At 68.5% G+C, this 14,680-nt stretch carries 12 protein-coding genes; 4 read left to right on the plus strand and 8 right to left on the minus strand.

Features of this window, described 5'->3' with window-relative positions:
- Positions 1–166: 166 nt before the first annotated feature.
- Positions 167–1,030: an RNA polymerase sigma factor RpoH gene (gene rpoH / locus ABNK63_RS02130; protein ID WP_040673288.1), complete on the plus strand. Its 864-nt coding sequence runs from the start codon at positions 167–169 to the stop codon at positions 1,028–1,030.
- A gap of 95 nt (positions 1,031–1,125) precedes the next feature.
- On the opposite strand, the gene ABNK63_RS02135 is transcribed toward rpoH, so the two are convergent.
- Positions 1,126–2,499 (minus strand): S41 family peptidase, encoded by a 1,374-nt coding sequence (locus ABNK63_RS02135; protein WP_007808120.1) that lies wholly within the window; start codon positions 2,497–2,499, stop codon positions 1,126–1,128.
- Between the two features lie 131 nt (positions 2,500–2,630).
- Positions 2,631–3,767, minus strand: a complete 1,137-nt coding sequence (locus tag ABNK63_RS02140; RefSeq protein WP_238530925.1) for a peptidoglycan DD-metalloendopeptidase family protein — start codon at positions 3,765–3,767, stop codon at positions 2,631–2,633.
- A gap of 175 nt (positions 3,768–3,942) precedes the next feature.
- On the opposite strand from ABNK63_RS02140, the gene ABNK63_RS02145 reads away from it, so the two are divergent.
- Complete coding sequence (locus tag ABNK63_RS02145; protein WP_350016564.1) at positions 3,943–4,716, plus strand: NRDE family protein; 774 nt, start codon at positions 3,943–3,945, stop codon at positions 4,714–4,716.
- A gap of 107 nt (positions 4,717–4,823) precedes the next feature.
- A complete protein-coding gene (gene ligB / locus ABNK63_RS02150; protein ID WP_350016565.1) occupies positions 4,824–6,512 on the plus strand; it encodes an NAD-dependent DNA ligase LigB in 1,689 nt (562 codons plus the stop codon).
- A gap of 156 nt (positions 6,513–6,668) precedes the next feature.
- Here the strand turns inward: ligB and ABNK63_RS02155 are convergent, their stop codons facing one another.
- The 5 genes from ABNK63_RS02155 to dinG form a co-directional block, all read right to left on the minus strand.
- A complete protein-coding gene (locus tag ABNK63_RS02155) occupies positions 6,669–7,070 on the minus strand; it encodes a YchJ family metal-binding protein (RefSeq protein ID WP_007810019.1) in 402 nt (133 codons plus the stop codon).
- Between the two features lie 194 nt (positions 7,071–7,264).
- Complete coding sequence (locus ABNK63_RS02160) at positions 7,265–7,858, minus strand: DUF938 domain-containing protein (protein ID WP_007810017.1); 594 nt, start codon at positions 7,856–7,858, stop codon at positions 7,265–7,267.
- A gap of 12 nt (positions 7,859–7,870) precedes the next feature.
- Positions 7,871–8,068 carry a hypothetical protein gene (locus ABNK63_RS02165; protein ID WP_350016566.1) on the minus strand — a complete coding sequence of 66 codons (198 nt, stop codon included), beginning with the start codon at positions 8,066–8,068 and terminating at the stop codon, positions 7,871–7,873.
- Between the two features lie 82 nt (positions 8,069–8,150).
- Positions 8,151–8,711 carry a HutD family protein gene (locus tag ABNK63_RS02170; protein WP_350016567.1) on the minus strand — a complete coding sequence of 187 codons (561 nt, stop codon included), beginning with the start codon at positions 8,709–8,711 and terminating at the stop codon, positions 8,151–8,153.
- Positions 8,708–10,825 carry an ATP-dependent DNA helicase DinG gene (gene dinG / locus ABNK63_RS02175; RefSeq protein WP_350016568.1) on the minus strand — a complete coding sequence of 706 codons (2,118 nt, stop codon included), beginning with the start codon at positions 10,823–10,825 and terminating at the stop codon, positions 8,708–8,710. Before dinG ends, ABNK63_RS02170 begins: the two co-directional genes overlap by 4 nt.
- 218 nt (positions 10,826–11,043) lie before the next feature.
- Here dinG and ABNK63_RS02180 point away from each other — a divergent pair, with 218 nt between their 5' ends.
- Entirely contained in the window at positions 11,044–13,995 is a 2,952-nt protein-coding gene (locus ABNK63_RS02180) for an EAL domain-containing protein (RefSeq protein ID WP_350016569.1), read from the plus strand.
- A 9-nt stretch (positions 13,996–14,004) separates the two neighbouring features.
- Here ABNK63_RS02180 and ABNK63_RS02185 read toward each other — a convergent pair whose 3' ends face one another.
- Positions 14,005–14,658, minus strand: coding sequence for a DsbA family oxidoreductase (locus ABNK63_RS02185; RefSeq protein WP_350016570.1), 654 nt, complete (start codon positions 14,656–14,658; stop codon positions 14,005–14,007).
- Positions 14,659–14,680 lie beyond the last annotated feature (22 nt).

Consider the following 14,680-nt stretch of genomic DNA (forward strand, 5'->3'; position numbering starts at 1 on the left):
GGCCAGGCTGGGGACGAAGGAAAGAAAGGGCTGGAAAGAAAGGGCTGGACAGTCCAGTTCAATATCTGTACCATTCGGTTCATTAAAAGCCCGGAACCAAACGCCGGACTTAGCACTCCAACCACCCGAGTGCTAAACTTTGATGTCATTGCAGGAGGTTCCATCCATGTCTCAAGCCTTGGTGACCGCCAACTTCCCGCTGCCGAGTGTCGTCGGCAGCCTGGATGCGTACATTTCCGCGGTCCATCGCATTCCGGTGCTGAGCTCGGAAGAAGAGCAGGCGCTGTCACGCGACTATCTCGAGGACGCCAACCTGGCGGCCGCGAAGAAGCTGGTGATGTCGCACCTGCGCTTCGTGGTGCACGTGGCGCGTGGCTACAGCGGCTACGGCCTGCAGCTGGCCGACCTGATCCAGGAAGGCAACATCGGCCTGATGAAGGCGGTCAAGCGTTTCGACCCCGACCAGGGCGTGCGCCTGGTCAGCTTCGCGGTGCACTGGATTCGTGCCGAGATGCACGAGTTCATCCTGAAGAACTGGCGCATCGTGAAGGTCGCCACCACCAAGGCGCAGCGCAAGCTGTTCTTCAACCTGCGCAAGAGCAAGAAGCGCCTGGGCTGGATGAACGCGGCGGAAGTCAGCACGGTGGCGAAGGATCTGGGCGTGCCCGAGGCCACGGTGCGCGAGATGGAATCGCGCCTGTCCGGCCGCGACATCGGTTTCGAGGCTCCGGCTGACGCCGATGACGACGCCAAGCCGGCTCCGGCGGCGTTCCTGATCGACGACGGTGCCGATCCGTACGAGAACGTGGCCGACGAGGACTACGCCGACAACCAGATGCAGACGCTGACCGATGCGCTGAGCCATCTGGACAAGCGTTCGCGCGACATCATCCAGCGCCGCTGGCTGGATGGCGACAACAAGGCCACGCTGCAGGATCTGGCCGACGAGTACGGCGTCTCCGCCGAGCGCATCCGCCAGGTCGAGGCGAACGCGATGAAGAAGATGCGCGGCTTGTTCGCCACGGCTTGATCCGATTCTCGTAGCGACGCCCGCCCAGGGATGGACGGACAGCAAGACGGCCCCGCGAGGGGCCGTTTTCGTGTGGGCGACTGCAGACGGCGCGCCTAGCGCCGTACCGCCGCGGGCTGGCGCAGCGCCATGCCCTTGAGCACGTTCAGTGCCTGCGACAGGGCGTAGTCGCTGGTGGCCAGTTTCCCGTCGGCGGCGCTGCCGTCGTCATTGATGTCGGTGCCGGCCTGGGCCTTCTCGTTGGCCAGATGGTTGGGCAGGTCGGCCTCCGAGCTGATCAGCACCGGGCCGCTGTCGGCCTTGTTGACGGTGAGGTCGGCCAGCGCGATGTCGGGCTTGATCCCTTCGGCCTGGATCGAGGTGCCGTTCGGCGTGTAGTAACGCGCGGTGGTGATCTTCACGGCGTGGTCGGCGTCCAGCGGCAGCACGGTCTGCACCACGCCCTTGCCGAACGTGCGCTGGCCCATGATCAGGGCGCGATGGTTGTCCTTCAGCGCGCCGGAGACGATTTCGGCGGCCGAGGCGGTGCCGTTGTTGGTCAGCACGATCAGTGGCGCGCCGTCGAGCTGGTCGCCGGGGTGCGCCTTGAAGCTCATGTTGGCGTCCTGCAGACGGCCGCGGGTGGTGACGATGGTGCCGGCGTCGAGGAAGTCGTCGCTGACGCCGACCGCGGCGGTAAGCAGACCACCCGGGTTGTTGCGCAGGTCGAGCACGGCGCCCCTGGGTGCGCCGTTCTTCCTGATCAGTTCGGCCAGCTTGTGCTCGAGATCGCTGGCGGTGTCTTCCTGGAACTGGCTGATCCGCACATAGGCGTAACCGGGCTCCAGTTCGCGCACCTTGATGCTGCTCACCGAGATGTTCTCGCGCACCAGTTGCAGATCGATCAGCTTGTCGCTGTTCGGATGCACGATGGTCAGCTCGATCCTGCTGCCCGGCTTGCCGCGCAGCTGGCGGAACATCTCGTCCACGTTCTGCGCGTCGACCACCGTGCCGTTGATCTTGACGATGTTGTCGCCGGCCTTGATCCCGGCGCGCGCGGCCGGCGTGTCGTCGATCGGCGAGACGATGCGCAGGCCGCCGTCGACCTGCAGCACCTCGATGCCCAGCCCGCTGTATTCGCCGGTGGTGTCCTCGTTGAGCTGGGTCAGGCCGTCCTTGTCCAGATATTCGCTGTGCGGATCGAGACCGGCCAGCATGCCGGTGATCGCGGCCTTCATCAGGGTCTTGTCGTCGACCTTCTCCACATACGCCTGGCGCACGACCTCATAGACGCGGCTGAAGTTGCGGATGTCATCAAGGTCCACCGCGCTCGGCGCACTGGTGGCCGTGCTGCTGGTGGCGGGCAGGTCGACCGGAGCGGCGACGCTGGCGCTGCCGGCGGGCGTGTCCTGGGCGTGGCTGGCCGGCAGCGCCAACGCAAGCGGAGCGGCCAGCAGCAGGGCGAGCGGGAGACGGGAGGTTGGACGCATGAAGGATGACTCCGCACAACGGACAGGCAACGCGCTCGCGCGCGGTGAAAAGGGGCACCGCCACTGGGACAACCGAACCCCGACGGAATTCCGCGCAGGCGTGCCTAGCCTGCGTTCCCGCCGCATCGGCGTCAACGGCGCTGACTCAGCCAGCTGCGCGGGTCGACCGGCTTGCCGTTCTTGCGCAGCTCGAAATACACGCCGGTGTTGATGCCGGTGGGCGGGCTGGCGGTACCGATCACCTGGCCGGCCTCGACCTGGTCGCCGACGTCGCGCAGCAGGCTTTCGTTGTTGCCGTACATGCTCATCCAGCCATTGCCGTGGTTGACGATCAGCAACATGCCGTAGCCGCGCAGGAAGCCCGCGTAGATCACCTTGCCGCGCGCCACCGCATGGATGTCGCTGCCGCCGCCGGCCTTGATCAGCACGCCGTTGCCGTAACTGTTGACCACGCCGCTGGCCGGCCATGGCAGGTTGCCGCGGATGTCGGCAGCGGCGCCGCCCACCTCGATCGGCGGCGGTGGCTTGCGTCCGGGGTGCCTGCGCAGCGCTTCGGCGCGCTCGGCGGCGGCGCGCCGGGCGGCCTCGTCGATTGCCCTCTGCAACTTGTCGAGCAGGTTGTTCAGCGATTGCGCGTTCTGTTTCAGGGCGGCCAGCTTCTGCGCCTGGTCCTTGTACTGGGCGTCGGCGGCGGCGGCCAGCTTCTGCTGCGCGGCACGCTGCTGGCCGAGCTCGGCGGCCTGCTGTTCGCGCTTCGCCTTGACCGCCTGCAGCGCCTGCTGCTCGGCGGTGATCGAGCTTTCCAGCTGTTGCAGGGTGGCCAGGTCGCCCATCAGCTTCTGTACCCGCTGCACGCGGTCCTGCTGGAAATACTTCGAGTACACCAGCGCCCGCGCGATGCGCGCCACGTCTTCGTCGCCCAGCAGCAGGCGCAGGTCCGAGCCGTGGCCCAGCGCATAGGTGGCGCGCAGCAGGTCGGCGATCGCGGCCCGCTGGCTGTGCAGGTTCTGGTTCAGCACGCCGCGTTGCTGCTGCAGCTGTTCGAGCTGGGCCTGCTTGGCGGCCAGTTCGGCGTCCGTCTGGCGCACCACCCGGGCCGCGCTGGCCAGCGCGGCTGCCTGGCTGGCCAGTTTCGCATTCACGCTGTCGCGGCGGGCCGCGGTGTCGGCCTGCTGCTGCGCCAGCGCCTTCATCTTCTGCTGCAGCTCGGCCAACTGCTTCTTCGCCGCGGCCTGTTCGGCGCTGCTGCCCTGGGCCGGGCGGGCCATCGCCGGGGAGTGGGACACGCCCAAGGCCAGCAGCAGGGCGAGCAGGGCGGGGGCGAATGAACGGGCGACGCGAGGGCGTTTGGGCATGGCCCGATTATCGCCGAGCAGGCCGCCCGTGGGCGAACCGGCGGCGAGCCGCTGGAGATCGCCGCCCCGCATGGCGTAGATTCGGATGATGTGCCTGATCGCTTTCGCCTGGAAAATCCACCCGCGCTGGCGCCTGCTGCTGGCCGGCAACCGCGACGAATTCCATGCGCGCCCGAGCCTCGCGCTGGCGCGCTGGGACGACCTGCCGGTCATCGGCGGCCGCGACCGCGAGGCCGGCGGCACCTGGTTGGGGGTGAACGAAGACGGGCGCTGCGGCGTGGTGACCAATGTGCGTGATCCGGCGGACCCGCAGCGGGGTGCATCGCGGGGCCTGCTGATCACCGACTATCTCGCCGGCAAGGTCGATGCACCACGCCATGCGCAGAATCTGCTGACTGCCGGCGCGCAGTACCGGCCGTTCAACCTGCTGACGTTCGACCCGCATGCCGCGTTCTACCTGGGCAATCGTCCCGAGCCGCGCATGCAGCCGGTGACGCCGGGCGTGCACGGCCTGTCCAATGCCGACTTCAACACGCCGTGGCCGAAAACGCGCGCCCTGATGCGGCGACTGCAGGCGTGGATCGACAACGGTGACGAAGCGGATTTCGGCGACCTGTTCGATGCGCTGGCCGACGAGCGGCAGGCGCCGGACGATCAACTGCCTGATACCGGGGTGGGGCTGGAGCGCGAACGCTGGCTGTCGTCGGCCTTCATCCGCGGCGAACGCTACGGCACCCGCGCCAGCACGCTGGTGGCGATCGGTCATGACGGCAAGGGCGTGATCGTCGAGCGGCGGTTCGGTCCGCTGGGTAGCTTCGAGGGGGAGACGACGCTGCACTTCACCAGCCCGTCGCCGGGCTGAGCCGAGGCCGGAAGCTCGGCACCTACGCGCGCCATCGGCATCCTCGACTGCCCGCATGGCGGCGGGGCAGCTAGCCTGCCTGCAACGTCCACGGAGGGGAGAAACGCATGCGTGCAGGGAAGCTGTCGATGATCGCGTTGCTGGTGCTGGCTGCAAGCGTGGCGCGCGCCACGGATTGTCCCGGCTGGTCGCCGGCGCAGGCGCGCGCCGAGATGCTGGCGCTGCATGATCGCCTGGATGGCTGGAACCACGCCTATCGGGTCAGCGGCCAGTCGCCCGTCGACGACGCCGTCTACGACCAGGCGCAGCAGCGGCTGGCGCAGTGGACGCGCTGCTTTCCCTCGCAGGCGCCAAAGGCGCTGGCGCATCTTGCCGATGCCGGCGGCGCGGCAAGCTCGCCGGTGGCCCAGACCGGCCTGGCCAAGGTGCCCGACGCAGCGGCCCTGGCGACGTGGATGCAGCAGCGCGGCCAGCGCGACCTGTGGGTGCAGCCGAAGGCCGACGGCGTGGCGGTGACCCTGCTTTACATGGACGGCCACCTGCGCCAGGCGACCAGTCGCGGCGATGGCCTGCACGGCTCGGACTGGCTGGAAAAGGCGCGGCGCATCGAGGCGATCCCGAAGACGCTGCTGCATGCTCCGAAACGCGTGGTGTTGCAGGGCGAACTGTACTGGCGCCTTCCCGGTCACGTGCAGGCGGGGGACGGCGGAGCGAATGCGCGCTCGGCGGTCGCCGGCGCGCTGGCGCGCGATACGCTGGATGCGGATACCGCCGCACGGATCGGCCTGTTCGTGTGGGACTGGCCCAGCGGTCCGGCCGACATGCCGGCGCGACTGGCCGGGCTGCAGGCGATGGGGTTGGCCGACAGCGTGACCTATACACATGCCGTCACCTCACTGGACGAGGTGCAGCGCTGGCGCGAACAGTGGTATCGCCACGCGATGCCGTTCGCCGCCGACGGCACGGTGGTACGCCAGGGCCATCGCCCGCCGGCCTCGAGCTGGCAGCCGGCGCCGCCGACGTGGGCGGTGGCGTGGAAGTACCCGGCGGCGTCGGCGCTGGCCCAGGTGCGAGCGGTGGACTTCACGGTGGGCCGCAGCGGGCGCATCACCCCGGTGCTCGAACTCGAGCCGGTGCAGCTGGACGATCATCGGGTGCAGCGGGTCAGCGCGGGCTCGCTCAAGCGCTGGCAGGAACTCGACATCCGTCCCGGCGACCAGGTCGAGGTGGTGCTGGCCGGCTTGACCATTCCGCGCCTGCAGTCGGTGGTCTGGCGAGCGCGCCAGCGCGTGCCGGTGACGCCGCCCGATCCGGCCCGGCATGGTCCGCTCAGTTGCTGGCAGGCCGGTCCGGGTTGCGAACAGCAGTTCCGTGCGCGACTGGTCTGGCTGGGCGGTCGCCAGGGTCTGCAGCTGGACGGCGTGGGCGAGGACACCTGGCAGGCATTGATCGACGCCGGCCTGATCCACGACTTGCTGGACTGGATGCGGCTCACCCCCGCGCAGCTGTCGACCGTGCCCGGGATAGGCGTCGATCGCGCGGCGGCGCTGGCCCGCGCCTTTGCCGCCGCCCGCGATCGCCCGTTTCCGCACTGGCTGCGTGCGCTCGGCCTGCCCGCGGGCATCGCCAGTGGCCTGTCCGACTGGCAGGCGATGAGCGCCCGCGCGGCCGGTGACTGGCAGGCACTGGACGGCATCGGCGCCGGACGGGCCAACCAGCTGGTGGCGTTCTTCGATTGCGCCGACGTGCGGGCGCAGGCCGCCCGGCTGCACGCAGAAGGCGTGCAGGGCTTCTGAGCGTCAGAGCCTGTGAAGAAAACCACTTCCTGTGGTTTTCTTCCATCGCACGTCCGGTACATGCCCGGACGTGCTCACGCGAATCAGTCACTGGCGTGACCGATCCGCGGTCGGCCGTGCCTGGCCGACCTGAGAGGTTGAAAAACTCACAACCTCTCAGTTCTTCAGTTCGCCGTCGAGGTAATACCAGCGGCCGTCCAGGCGCACGAAGCGGCTGGTCTCGTGCTGGCGTTGCGCGCGACCGCCGCCCAGGCGGTAGCGGGCCACGAACTCGACCACGGCATGTTCGTCATCGATCTGCCGGGCCTGCCGCACCTCCAGCCCGAGCCAGCTGGGCGGCGGTTGCTGCGCCGCCAGTCGCAGCGTGTCCGGCCGGGTGTCGGGATGCCAGCTGGCCAGCAGGTAGTCCTCGCGCTTGAGCACGTAGGCGCTGTAGCGCGAGCGCATCAGTTGCTCGGCGCTGGCGGCGACGCCGCCGTCATGCAGCGATCCGCAACAGGCGGCGTAGCCGGCCGGGTTGCCGCAGGGGCATGGGGTCAACGTATCGATGGACTTCATGCCGCCTTTGTACCCGGTTCGGCGGATTCGTGCAGGCGGGCCTCAGCGCCTGTGAAGAAAACCACTTCCTGTGGTTTTCTTCTATCGCGAGTCCGGCGCATGTCCGGACTCGCTCACATGAAACAGTCACTTGCGTGACTGCTTCATGCCCGGCCCTCGTGGCCGGACTGAGAGGTTGAAAAACTCACAACCTCTCAGCCGCGGCGATGCCACACCCGACAGCGGTTGTTCGCCGGCATCGCGATGTCGGCAACCAGCTGCAGGCCGGCCTGGCTCGCCAAGGCATCGACCGCTTCCGCATCGCGGATCGCCATGCGTTCGCCGCGTTCCTTCAACCAGACGTCGAACGCGGCATTGCTCTGGCTGCTGTAGCGGCCGTCGTAGTTGAACGGGCCGTAGATGACCACGACGGCATCGCTGGCGAGGATCGTGGGCAGTCGCGCAAACAGCTGCCGCACTTCGTCCCAGCACATGATGTGCAAGGTGTTGGCGCTGAACAGCGCGTCGAACGACCCGGCCGGCCAGTGGCCGCCGACGTCGAATTCCAGCGGCGCCGGCGTGTTCGGCAGTCGTGCATCGTCCAGCCAGGCGCGGATGCCGGGCAGGTTTTCGCGGCGGTCGGAACTCTGCCAGGTCAGCTGCGGCAGTGCCGCGGCAAAGTGCACGGCGTGCTCACCGGTGCCGCTGCCGATCTCCAGCACGTGGCGACGATCGGCAAACTGCTCGCGCAGCACGTCGAGGATCGGTTCGCGGTTGCGCTGGCAGGCAGGCGAGCGGGGTTTTTCCACGCCGCGACCGGTTCAGGCCGGATGGCCGCGCAGCACCCGTGCCGGCAGCATCAGCAGCGCGCCGAGGAAGGCGAACACCGCGCTGACGGTGATGCCGACCAGGCGGAACGGAAGAAGCACCAGCCACACGATCGGATAGAGCACCAGCGCGAGCAACGCCAGCGGCCAGCAGAACACCAGCAGCAACAGCCAGAGCAGGAAACCAGCCATCGGTCGTTCCTCGCGATTGGGGACGCCGGAGATTCTAGCGCAGCCAAAACGGCCGCCACAGGTGACTCTCGGCACCCCGCCGTCAGCCGGCCACGGCCCCGACCCGGACGACCAGGGCCACAGTGGCGTCATGCAGGGTGATCTCGACCGCGCCAGCCACCTCGGGGCGCCAGGCGTCGCCGGCCTGCAGGCGCCCGTCGGCGGTATCAATCGCACCGCGGGCACAGAACACCAGGGCGGTGCCGCTGGCCGTCATGCGCGTGCCGGCTTCCGTCCATGCCTGTACCTCGCCACGCACCCGGGCGCGCCGCAGCATCAGGTTGAAGTCGCGGGTAGGGCCGCCGGCCAGGGCCACGACGACCTTCGCTTCGCCGGGAAAGGCGAACGGGACGAACGGGGTGGTCAGCGCATGGATGCGGCCGTCGTCCAGCGTCATCGTGAAGCCGGCGCCGTCGAGCAGGGCGATCTGCCGGTCGATGCCCGGGAAGAGCGAGAACGGCGCCGCGCTGTCGACCTCGGCGATGCTGACCCGCCAGTCGAAATCGTCGCTGTTGGCCAGTTTCGGATGGACGGCTATTTCGCGGGTGCGGCCCAGGCCATTCTTCCACGGCTGCGACGGGCAATCGGCGAGGCGGATGATCATGCGGTTCTCTCGATGACGCGCTCGAACGGCGGCAGCGCCCGCAGCATGCCGGCGCCGTAGCGCTTGGTGACCACGCGGCGATCCAGCAGCACGATGCGGCCGTGGTCGGTTTCGTTGCGGATCAGGCGGCCGCAATATTGGGTGAGCAGGCGGGTGGCTTCGGGGATGCTGACCTCGATGAACGGATTGCGCCCGCGCGATTCCAGCCACTCGGCGTAGGTGGCGCCGACCGGATCGGTGGGCACCGCGAACGGCAGCTGGGTGATCACCACCGTCTCGCAGAACTTGCCCGGAAGATCGAGACCCTCGCCGAACGAGGCCAGCCCGAACAGCGTGCTGCCCTTGCCGGCCTCGATGTCGGCGCAGTGTTCGGCGACCAGCTGCGACTTGCCCAGCGAACCCTGGGCGCGCACCTTGCGCACCTGGGCGATCGGCAGTTTCTGCAGCACGCGGTCGAGCTTCTGGCGCGAGGTGAACAGCACCAGGTTGCCGGCATCCCAGTCGAGGTTCTCGGCCAGCCACTCGCTGATTTCCTCGGCGTGCGCCTCGCGTGCGTCGGGCAGCGTGCGCATCGCCGGCACTTCCAGCCTTGCCTGTGCCGCAAGGTCGAACGGCGAGGGCAGGCTCAGCGTCACCGCGTCATTGGGCAGGCCCACGGCGTCGGCGAACCCGCGGAAATTGCCGCCCGCGCTGAGCGTGGCCGAGGTCATCACCACGCCGCTGGCGTTGTCCCACAGCACGTTGCGCAGCAGTCCTGCCGCGGATACCGCCGAGGCATGGCAGACCAGTTGCTGGTCCGCGCCCAGCGTCACCCAGCGTGCCATGGGCGGGGCATTGTCGGCATCGTCACTGGACCACGCACGCCAGCACGCGGCCTGTTTGGCGATGCGCTCCAGCGCCAGGCCCAGTTCGCGCGACAAGGCTTCCTGGGTCGGCCCGCCGTCGGTCATCTCGACCACGGCGCGACGCACCGCGGCCAGCCAGCGCTGCACCTCGCCGGTGAGCAGGTCGAGCATGCGGGCGTGTTCCACCCACGGTTCGGGCAACTGCCCCAGCGAGCCCCGGTACATCGGTTCGTTCTCGGCCGGATCGGGCAGCCAGGCCAGGCGGATTTCCTTCTCCAGTTCCTCCAGCGTGTTGCTCAGTTCCTGCAGCTTCTCGTCGCCCTGGTCGAGGCCGAGCTTGCCCAGGCGTTCCTTGTCGGTCAGCGAATAGGCCGCGTGCACCTGCCGGCCGAGCCGGCTCAGCTGGCGCACGGTGGCGCTCATGTAGACCTCGGCGGCGCCGCGGTCGATCGCCTTGCCCGGCACGTGGTGGCCTTCGTCGAAGATGTACAGCGTTTCGTCCGGCCGCGGCAGGATCACGCCGCCCCAGCCCTGCACGCCCTCGGCGCTGCCTTCGCCCGGCATGGTCAGGTCGGCCAGCACCAGGTCCTGGTTGGCCACGATGATCTCGGCGTCGTCGACCGCACGACGCGCGGCGAAGAACGGGCAGTTCATGAACTGCCCGCACTTGCGTCCGGTGCAGCCGCCGGCGCTGGTGGTGATCATCGGCCGCAGCAGGTCGCTGACCGGTTCGGGCGCGCTGTCCATGTCGCCGTTCCACTCGTTGTGGTCGAACGCCACGCGCAGCTTCGCCAGCGACTGCTTGTCGCGCGCCTGTGGCGGCTTCGCCCACAGCATCAGGTCCGACTCGAAGCCGGCCAGGCCCATCTGCGCGTCATGGATGCTGTTGGCGGCCATCAGCAGGTTGCGCGGGCACAGGTAGCGACCACGGCCCTTGGCCAGCGCCACCTTGGCCTCGATGCCGTTGAGCTGCAGGTACAGCGGGATGTCCCGTTGCACCAATTGCTCCTGCAGCGCCACCGTGGCGGTGGCGATCAGCAGCTTCTTCTTCTGCGCGCGCGCCACCTCGACGCCGGCGATCAGGTAGGCCATCGACTTGCCGGTGCCGGTGGGCGCCTCGATCACCGCCACGCCGCCGGTCTGGCCGAAGGCCTTGGCCACTTCGGCGATCATCTTTCCCTGCGAGGCGCGCGCGCGGAAACCGGGCAGGCCGTCCTTCAGCCGCGCATAGGCGGCGCGGATGGCGTCTTTGGTGGTATCGGCAAGCATGGACGAATCGGCAACCTGTGGCGCGGTCGCGGCTGGGCGTCGGCAGGATCGACGGCCGGCACGGATGACCGGGTACAAAGGCACAGTCTATCGGTATTGCGTGTTCCGCCTCATGCAGGCAGGCTCGGTGGTGCTTGGCGAGGGCTTGCCGCGCCGGTACGAAGCGGTATCCTGACCAACCGGCGTTGGCAGGCCCGGGGCAGGGGGAGTCTTCATCGATGAAGCAGGCGGGTGCGGTTGGCTCGACACCGTACGAGGGAGCGCAGCAGCTGAGCTGGCTGGCCCGGCTGATCATCGCGCATACCCCGGAAGAGGTGGCCGCCGGGGTGGCCGACCTGGTCAGGGCGCATCCGGATTGCCTGGCGGCTGAAGTCCTGTGGGGCGACGGTGCCCTGGAATACGCGCGGCAGCACAGCCCGGGGCTGGTGGCGGCAGCCGACGCAGCCTGGCTCGATGGCGCGCGTGCCACCGCGCAGCCGCTGTGGCATGCCGACGGTCGCCGCGCCGCCGTGCGGCTGTGCGAGCAACCCGAACCCGTGCTGCTGGTGGTGCGCGCGACGCACCCGGCATCCGGCCTGTTCGAGGCCTTGCAGGAATCGCTGACGCTGGCTGGGCAACTGCTGCAGCGGGCGCTGGAATGGGTGGAACTGCGCGATTCGCACGAACAGCTGGAGCGCTCGGAGAACCTGCAGCGGGCGCTGTTCGCGATCTCCGACCTGGCCGGCTCCGAACGCGACATGCCGGCCATGCTGCGCGGCATCCATGCCATCGTCAGCACGCTGATGTACGCGGAAAACATGTTCATCGTGACGCGCAACGCGGGCGAAAACACGGTGCGCTTCCTCTACTACGTCGATGTCGTGGACCCTGCCATCCCCGGCGACGGCCAGGACATGCCGATGAGTGCGATCGAGCACACGCTGACCTGGTACGTGATGCGCGACGGCAATGCGCGGATGGGCGACGCGGAGGAGCTGCGCAACCAGGCGCCGGGTCCGGTGGCCGTGATCGGGCCGGACAGCCACGACTGGCTCGGCGTGCCGATGCTGCGTGACGGTCATGTCGGCGGCGCGCTGGTGGTGCAGAGTTACCAGCAGAACATCGGCTTCAGCGAGGAGGATCTCGCCCTGTTGCAGTTCGTCGGCAGCCACATTCTCACCGCGCTGGAGCGCAAGCAGGGCAAGGACGAACTCGAGCGCCAGGTGCAGCAGCGCACCGTGCAGCTGGCCGAGGCCAACCGCGGCCTGCAGATGGAAGTGGTCGAACGCCAGCGCGCCGAGCATCTGCAGGCGGCGCTGTTCCGGATCGCCGAGATGGCCACCGCCGACATCGATCAGGACGCCTTCTACCGGCGCGTGCACGGCGTGGTCGGCGAGCTGCTGAACGCGGAGAATTTCTTCATCGCGCTGCTTTCCGATGATCGCCAGAAGCTGACCTTTCCCTACTCGGTGGACGCCGTGCTGGCGCCGCCGGCCGAGCGCCCGCTGGGCCGCGGCCTAAGCGAGTACGTGCTGCGCCAGGGCACCGAGTTGCGGCTGGACAATGCGCAGATCGAGGAGCTCGAACGACAGGGCGAGATCGCGCCCGGCCGCATGGGCTCGCCGGCGATGTGCTGGCTGGGCGTGCCGCTGGTCGTCGGTGACGAGGTGATCGGCCTGGTCACCGTGCAGAGCTACCGGCCCGACGTGGTATACGGGCCGGCCGACCAGGAACTGCTGAGTTTTGCCGCATCGCAGATCGCCAACAGCCTGAGCCGCCGGCGCTCGGCCGAGACGTTGCGGCGCGCCTACGGCGAACTTGAGCAGCGGGTGGAGGAACGCACGCTGGCGCTGCGCAAGGAAATCATCGAGCGCGAGCGCATGCAGGACCAGCTGCGCCACCAGGTCATGCATGATTCGCTGACCGGCCTGCCCAATCGCAGCTACCTGCGCGACCGCATCGATCGCGTGCTGGCCACGATGCGGCACAACCCGGACCAGCGCTGCGCGCTGCTGTACCTGGACGTCGACCGCTTCAAGATCATCAACGACAGCCTCGGCCACCTTGCCGGCGATGAAGTGCTGAAGGAAGTGGCGAACCGCCTTGCCGCCTGCGTGCGCCATCCCGACCTGGTGGCGCGCCTGGCCGGTGACGAATTCGCGATCCTGCTGGAACAGGAAGATTTGCCGCCGGCGGCCACCACGGTGGCGCAGCGCGTGCTGGATGCGCTGGGCCCGCCGATGCTGGTGGCCGGCAAGGAACTGCAGGTGACCGCCAGCGTCGGCATCGCGATGGGCGACGACCACTACGCCACCGCTGACGAGATGCTGCGCGATGCCGACATCGCGCTGTATCGCGCCAAGGAACTCGGCCGCAAGCGCTTCGCGATGTTCGACGAGACGCTGGCCAAGAACGTGGTCGACGTGCTGGCGATGGAAGGCGAGTTGCGCCAGGCCTTGCAGCACGACCAGTTCGAGCCGTACTTCCAGCCGATCTGCGCCCTGGACGGCAGTGACCGCGTGCTCGGCTACGAGGCGCTGATCCGCTGGAACCATCCCCGGCGTGGCGTGCTGGTTCCCGGCGATTTCCTGAAGATCGCCGAGGACAGCGGCCTGGTCGAGGCGATCGACTGGCGCATGTTCGAATTGAGCTGCCGGGAACTGCTGCGCCATGGCGACGGCGAGGCGTTCATGACCATCAACGTCTCGGCCCTGCACCTGCGCCACACCGATTTCGACCGCCGCCTGGTGCAGCTGCTGGAAACCACCGCGTTGCCGCCGTCGCGGCTGGTGGTGGAAGTCACCGAGGGCGCCCTGCTGGACAATCCCGAACACGTGCGGGCCACGCTGGACCGCCTGCGGCTGATCGGCGTCGGTGCCGCGCTGGACGATTTCGGCACCGGCTATTCGTCGCTGAGCTATCTGCATTCGCTGCCGCTGCGCATCCTGAAGATCGACCGCGCCTTCGTGCACGAACTGGACAAGGGTGCGAACACCTCGGGGACCACGGTGGTCGCGGCGATCCTGGCGCTGGCGCGGGCGCTGAACATCCAGGTGATCGCCGAGGGCATCGAGACGCCGATCCAGCGCGGCGCGCTGATCGCGATGGGTTGCGAGATGGGCCAGGGCTACCTGCTCGGCCGCCCCGCGCCGATCGCCCGGCCATCGGCGACCGTCGGTGGCGCGGCCTGAGTCCGCAGCTCAGCCGTTCGCAGCAATCTGCCGCAAGGCCTGCTCGAACGCCTCCGGCGGCTGGCCACCGGAAATCAGGTGCTGGCCGTTGACGATGGTGGCCGGCACCGAATGGATGCCGCGCGAGGTGAAGAACCGTTCCTGCTCGCGGACATCGTCGGCGTACTCGTCGCCGGCCAGGATCTGCCGTGCGCGTTCACCGTCCAGGCCCGCCTCGATGGCCAGGCGCTGCAAGGTGTCGTGCGCGCTGACGTCTTCGCCATCGGTGAAATACGCGCGCAACAGGATCTGCTTCAGCGCCAGCTGGCGACCTTCCAGCCCGGCCCAGTGCAGCAGTCGGTGCGCATCGAAGGTGTTGTAGACGCGGCTGCGCCGGTCCATGTTGAAGGTGAAGCCCAGCGCCGCGCCCCGCTCGCGGATCGCCGCGCGGTTGGCGTCGATCTGCTCGGCGCTGCTGCCGTACTTGCGCACCAGGTGCTCGGTGGAATCCTCGCCTGCGGCCGCCATCTGCGGGTTCAGCTCGAACGGCTGGAAGTGGATCTCGGCGCTGATCTCGCCGTCGAGCCTGGCCAGCGCCTGCTGCAGCGAAGCCAGTCCCACCGCGCACCAGGGGCAGGAAACGTCGGAGACGAAGTCGATGCGGAGGGCGGCGGGGGTGGTCATGGCAGGTCTTCGAACGGGGATC

Source organism: Rhodanobacter sp. IGA1.0 (assembly GCF_040208325.1).
GTDB classification, from domain to species: Bacteria; Pseudomonadota; Gammaproteobacteria; order Xanthomonadales; family Rhodanobacteraceae; genus Rhodanobacter; species Rhodanobacter spathiphylli.

Excerpts from the sequence above, each read along its gene's own strand:
- rpoH (WP_040673288.1), top strand. The coding sequence starts at position 167 with ATGTCTCAAGCCTTGGTGACCGCCAACTTCCCGCTGCCGAGTGTCGTC.
- ABNK63_RS02135 (WP_007808120.1), bottom strand. The coding sequence starts at position 2,499 with ATGCGTCCAACCTCCCGTCTCCCGCTCGCCCTGCTGCTGGCCGCTCCG.
- ABNK63_RS02140 (WP_238530925.1), bottom strand. The coding sequence starts at position 3,767 with ATGGCCCGCCCGGCCCAGGGCAGCAGCGCCGAACAGGCCGCGGCGAAG.
- ABNK63_RS02145 (WP_350016564.1), top strand. The coding sequence starts at position 3,943 with ATGTGCCTGATCGCTTTCGCCTGGAAAATCCACCCGCGCTGGCGCCTG.
- ligB (WP_350016565.1), top strand. The coding sequence starts at position 4,824 with ATGCGTGCAGGGAAGCTGTCGATGATCGCGTTGCTGGTGCTGGCTGCA.
- ABNK63_RS02155 (WP_007810019.1), bottom strand. The coding sequence starts at position 7,070 with ATGAAGTCCATCGATACGTTGACCCCATGCCCCTGCGGCAACCCGGCC.
- ABNK63_RS02165 (WP_350016566.1), bottom strand. The coding sequence starts at position 8,068 with ATGGCTGGTTTCCTGCTCTGGCTGTTGCTGCTGGTGTTCTGCTGGCCG.
- ABNK63_RS02170 (WP_350016567.1), bottom strand. The coding sequence starts at position 8,711 with ATGATCATCCGCCTCGCCGATTGCCCGTCGCAGCCGTGGAAGAATGGC.
- dinG (WP_350016568.1), bottom strand. The coding sequence starts at position 10,825 with ATGCTTGCCGATACCACCAAAGACGCCATCCGCGCCGCCTATGCGCGG.
- ABNK63_RS02180 (WP_350016569.1), top strand. The coding sequence starts at position 11,044 with ATGAAGCAGGCGGGTGCGGTTGGCTCGACACCGTACGAGGGAGCGCAG.
- ABNK63_RS02185 (WP_350016570.1), bottom strand. The coding sequence starts at position 14,658 with ATGACCACCCCCGCCGCCCTCCGCATCGACTTCGTCTCCGACGTTTCC.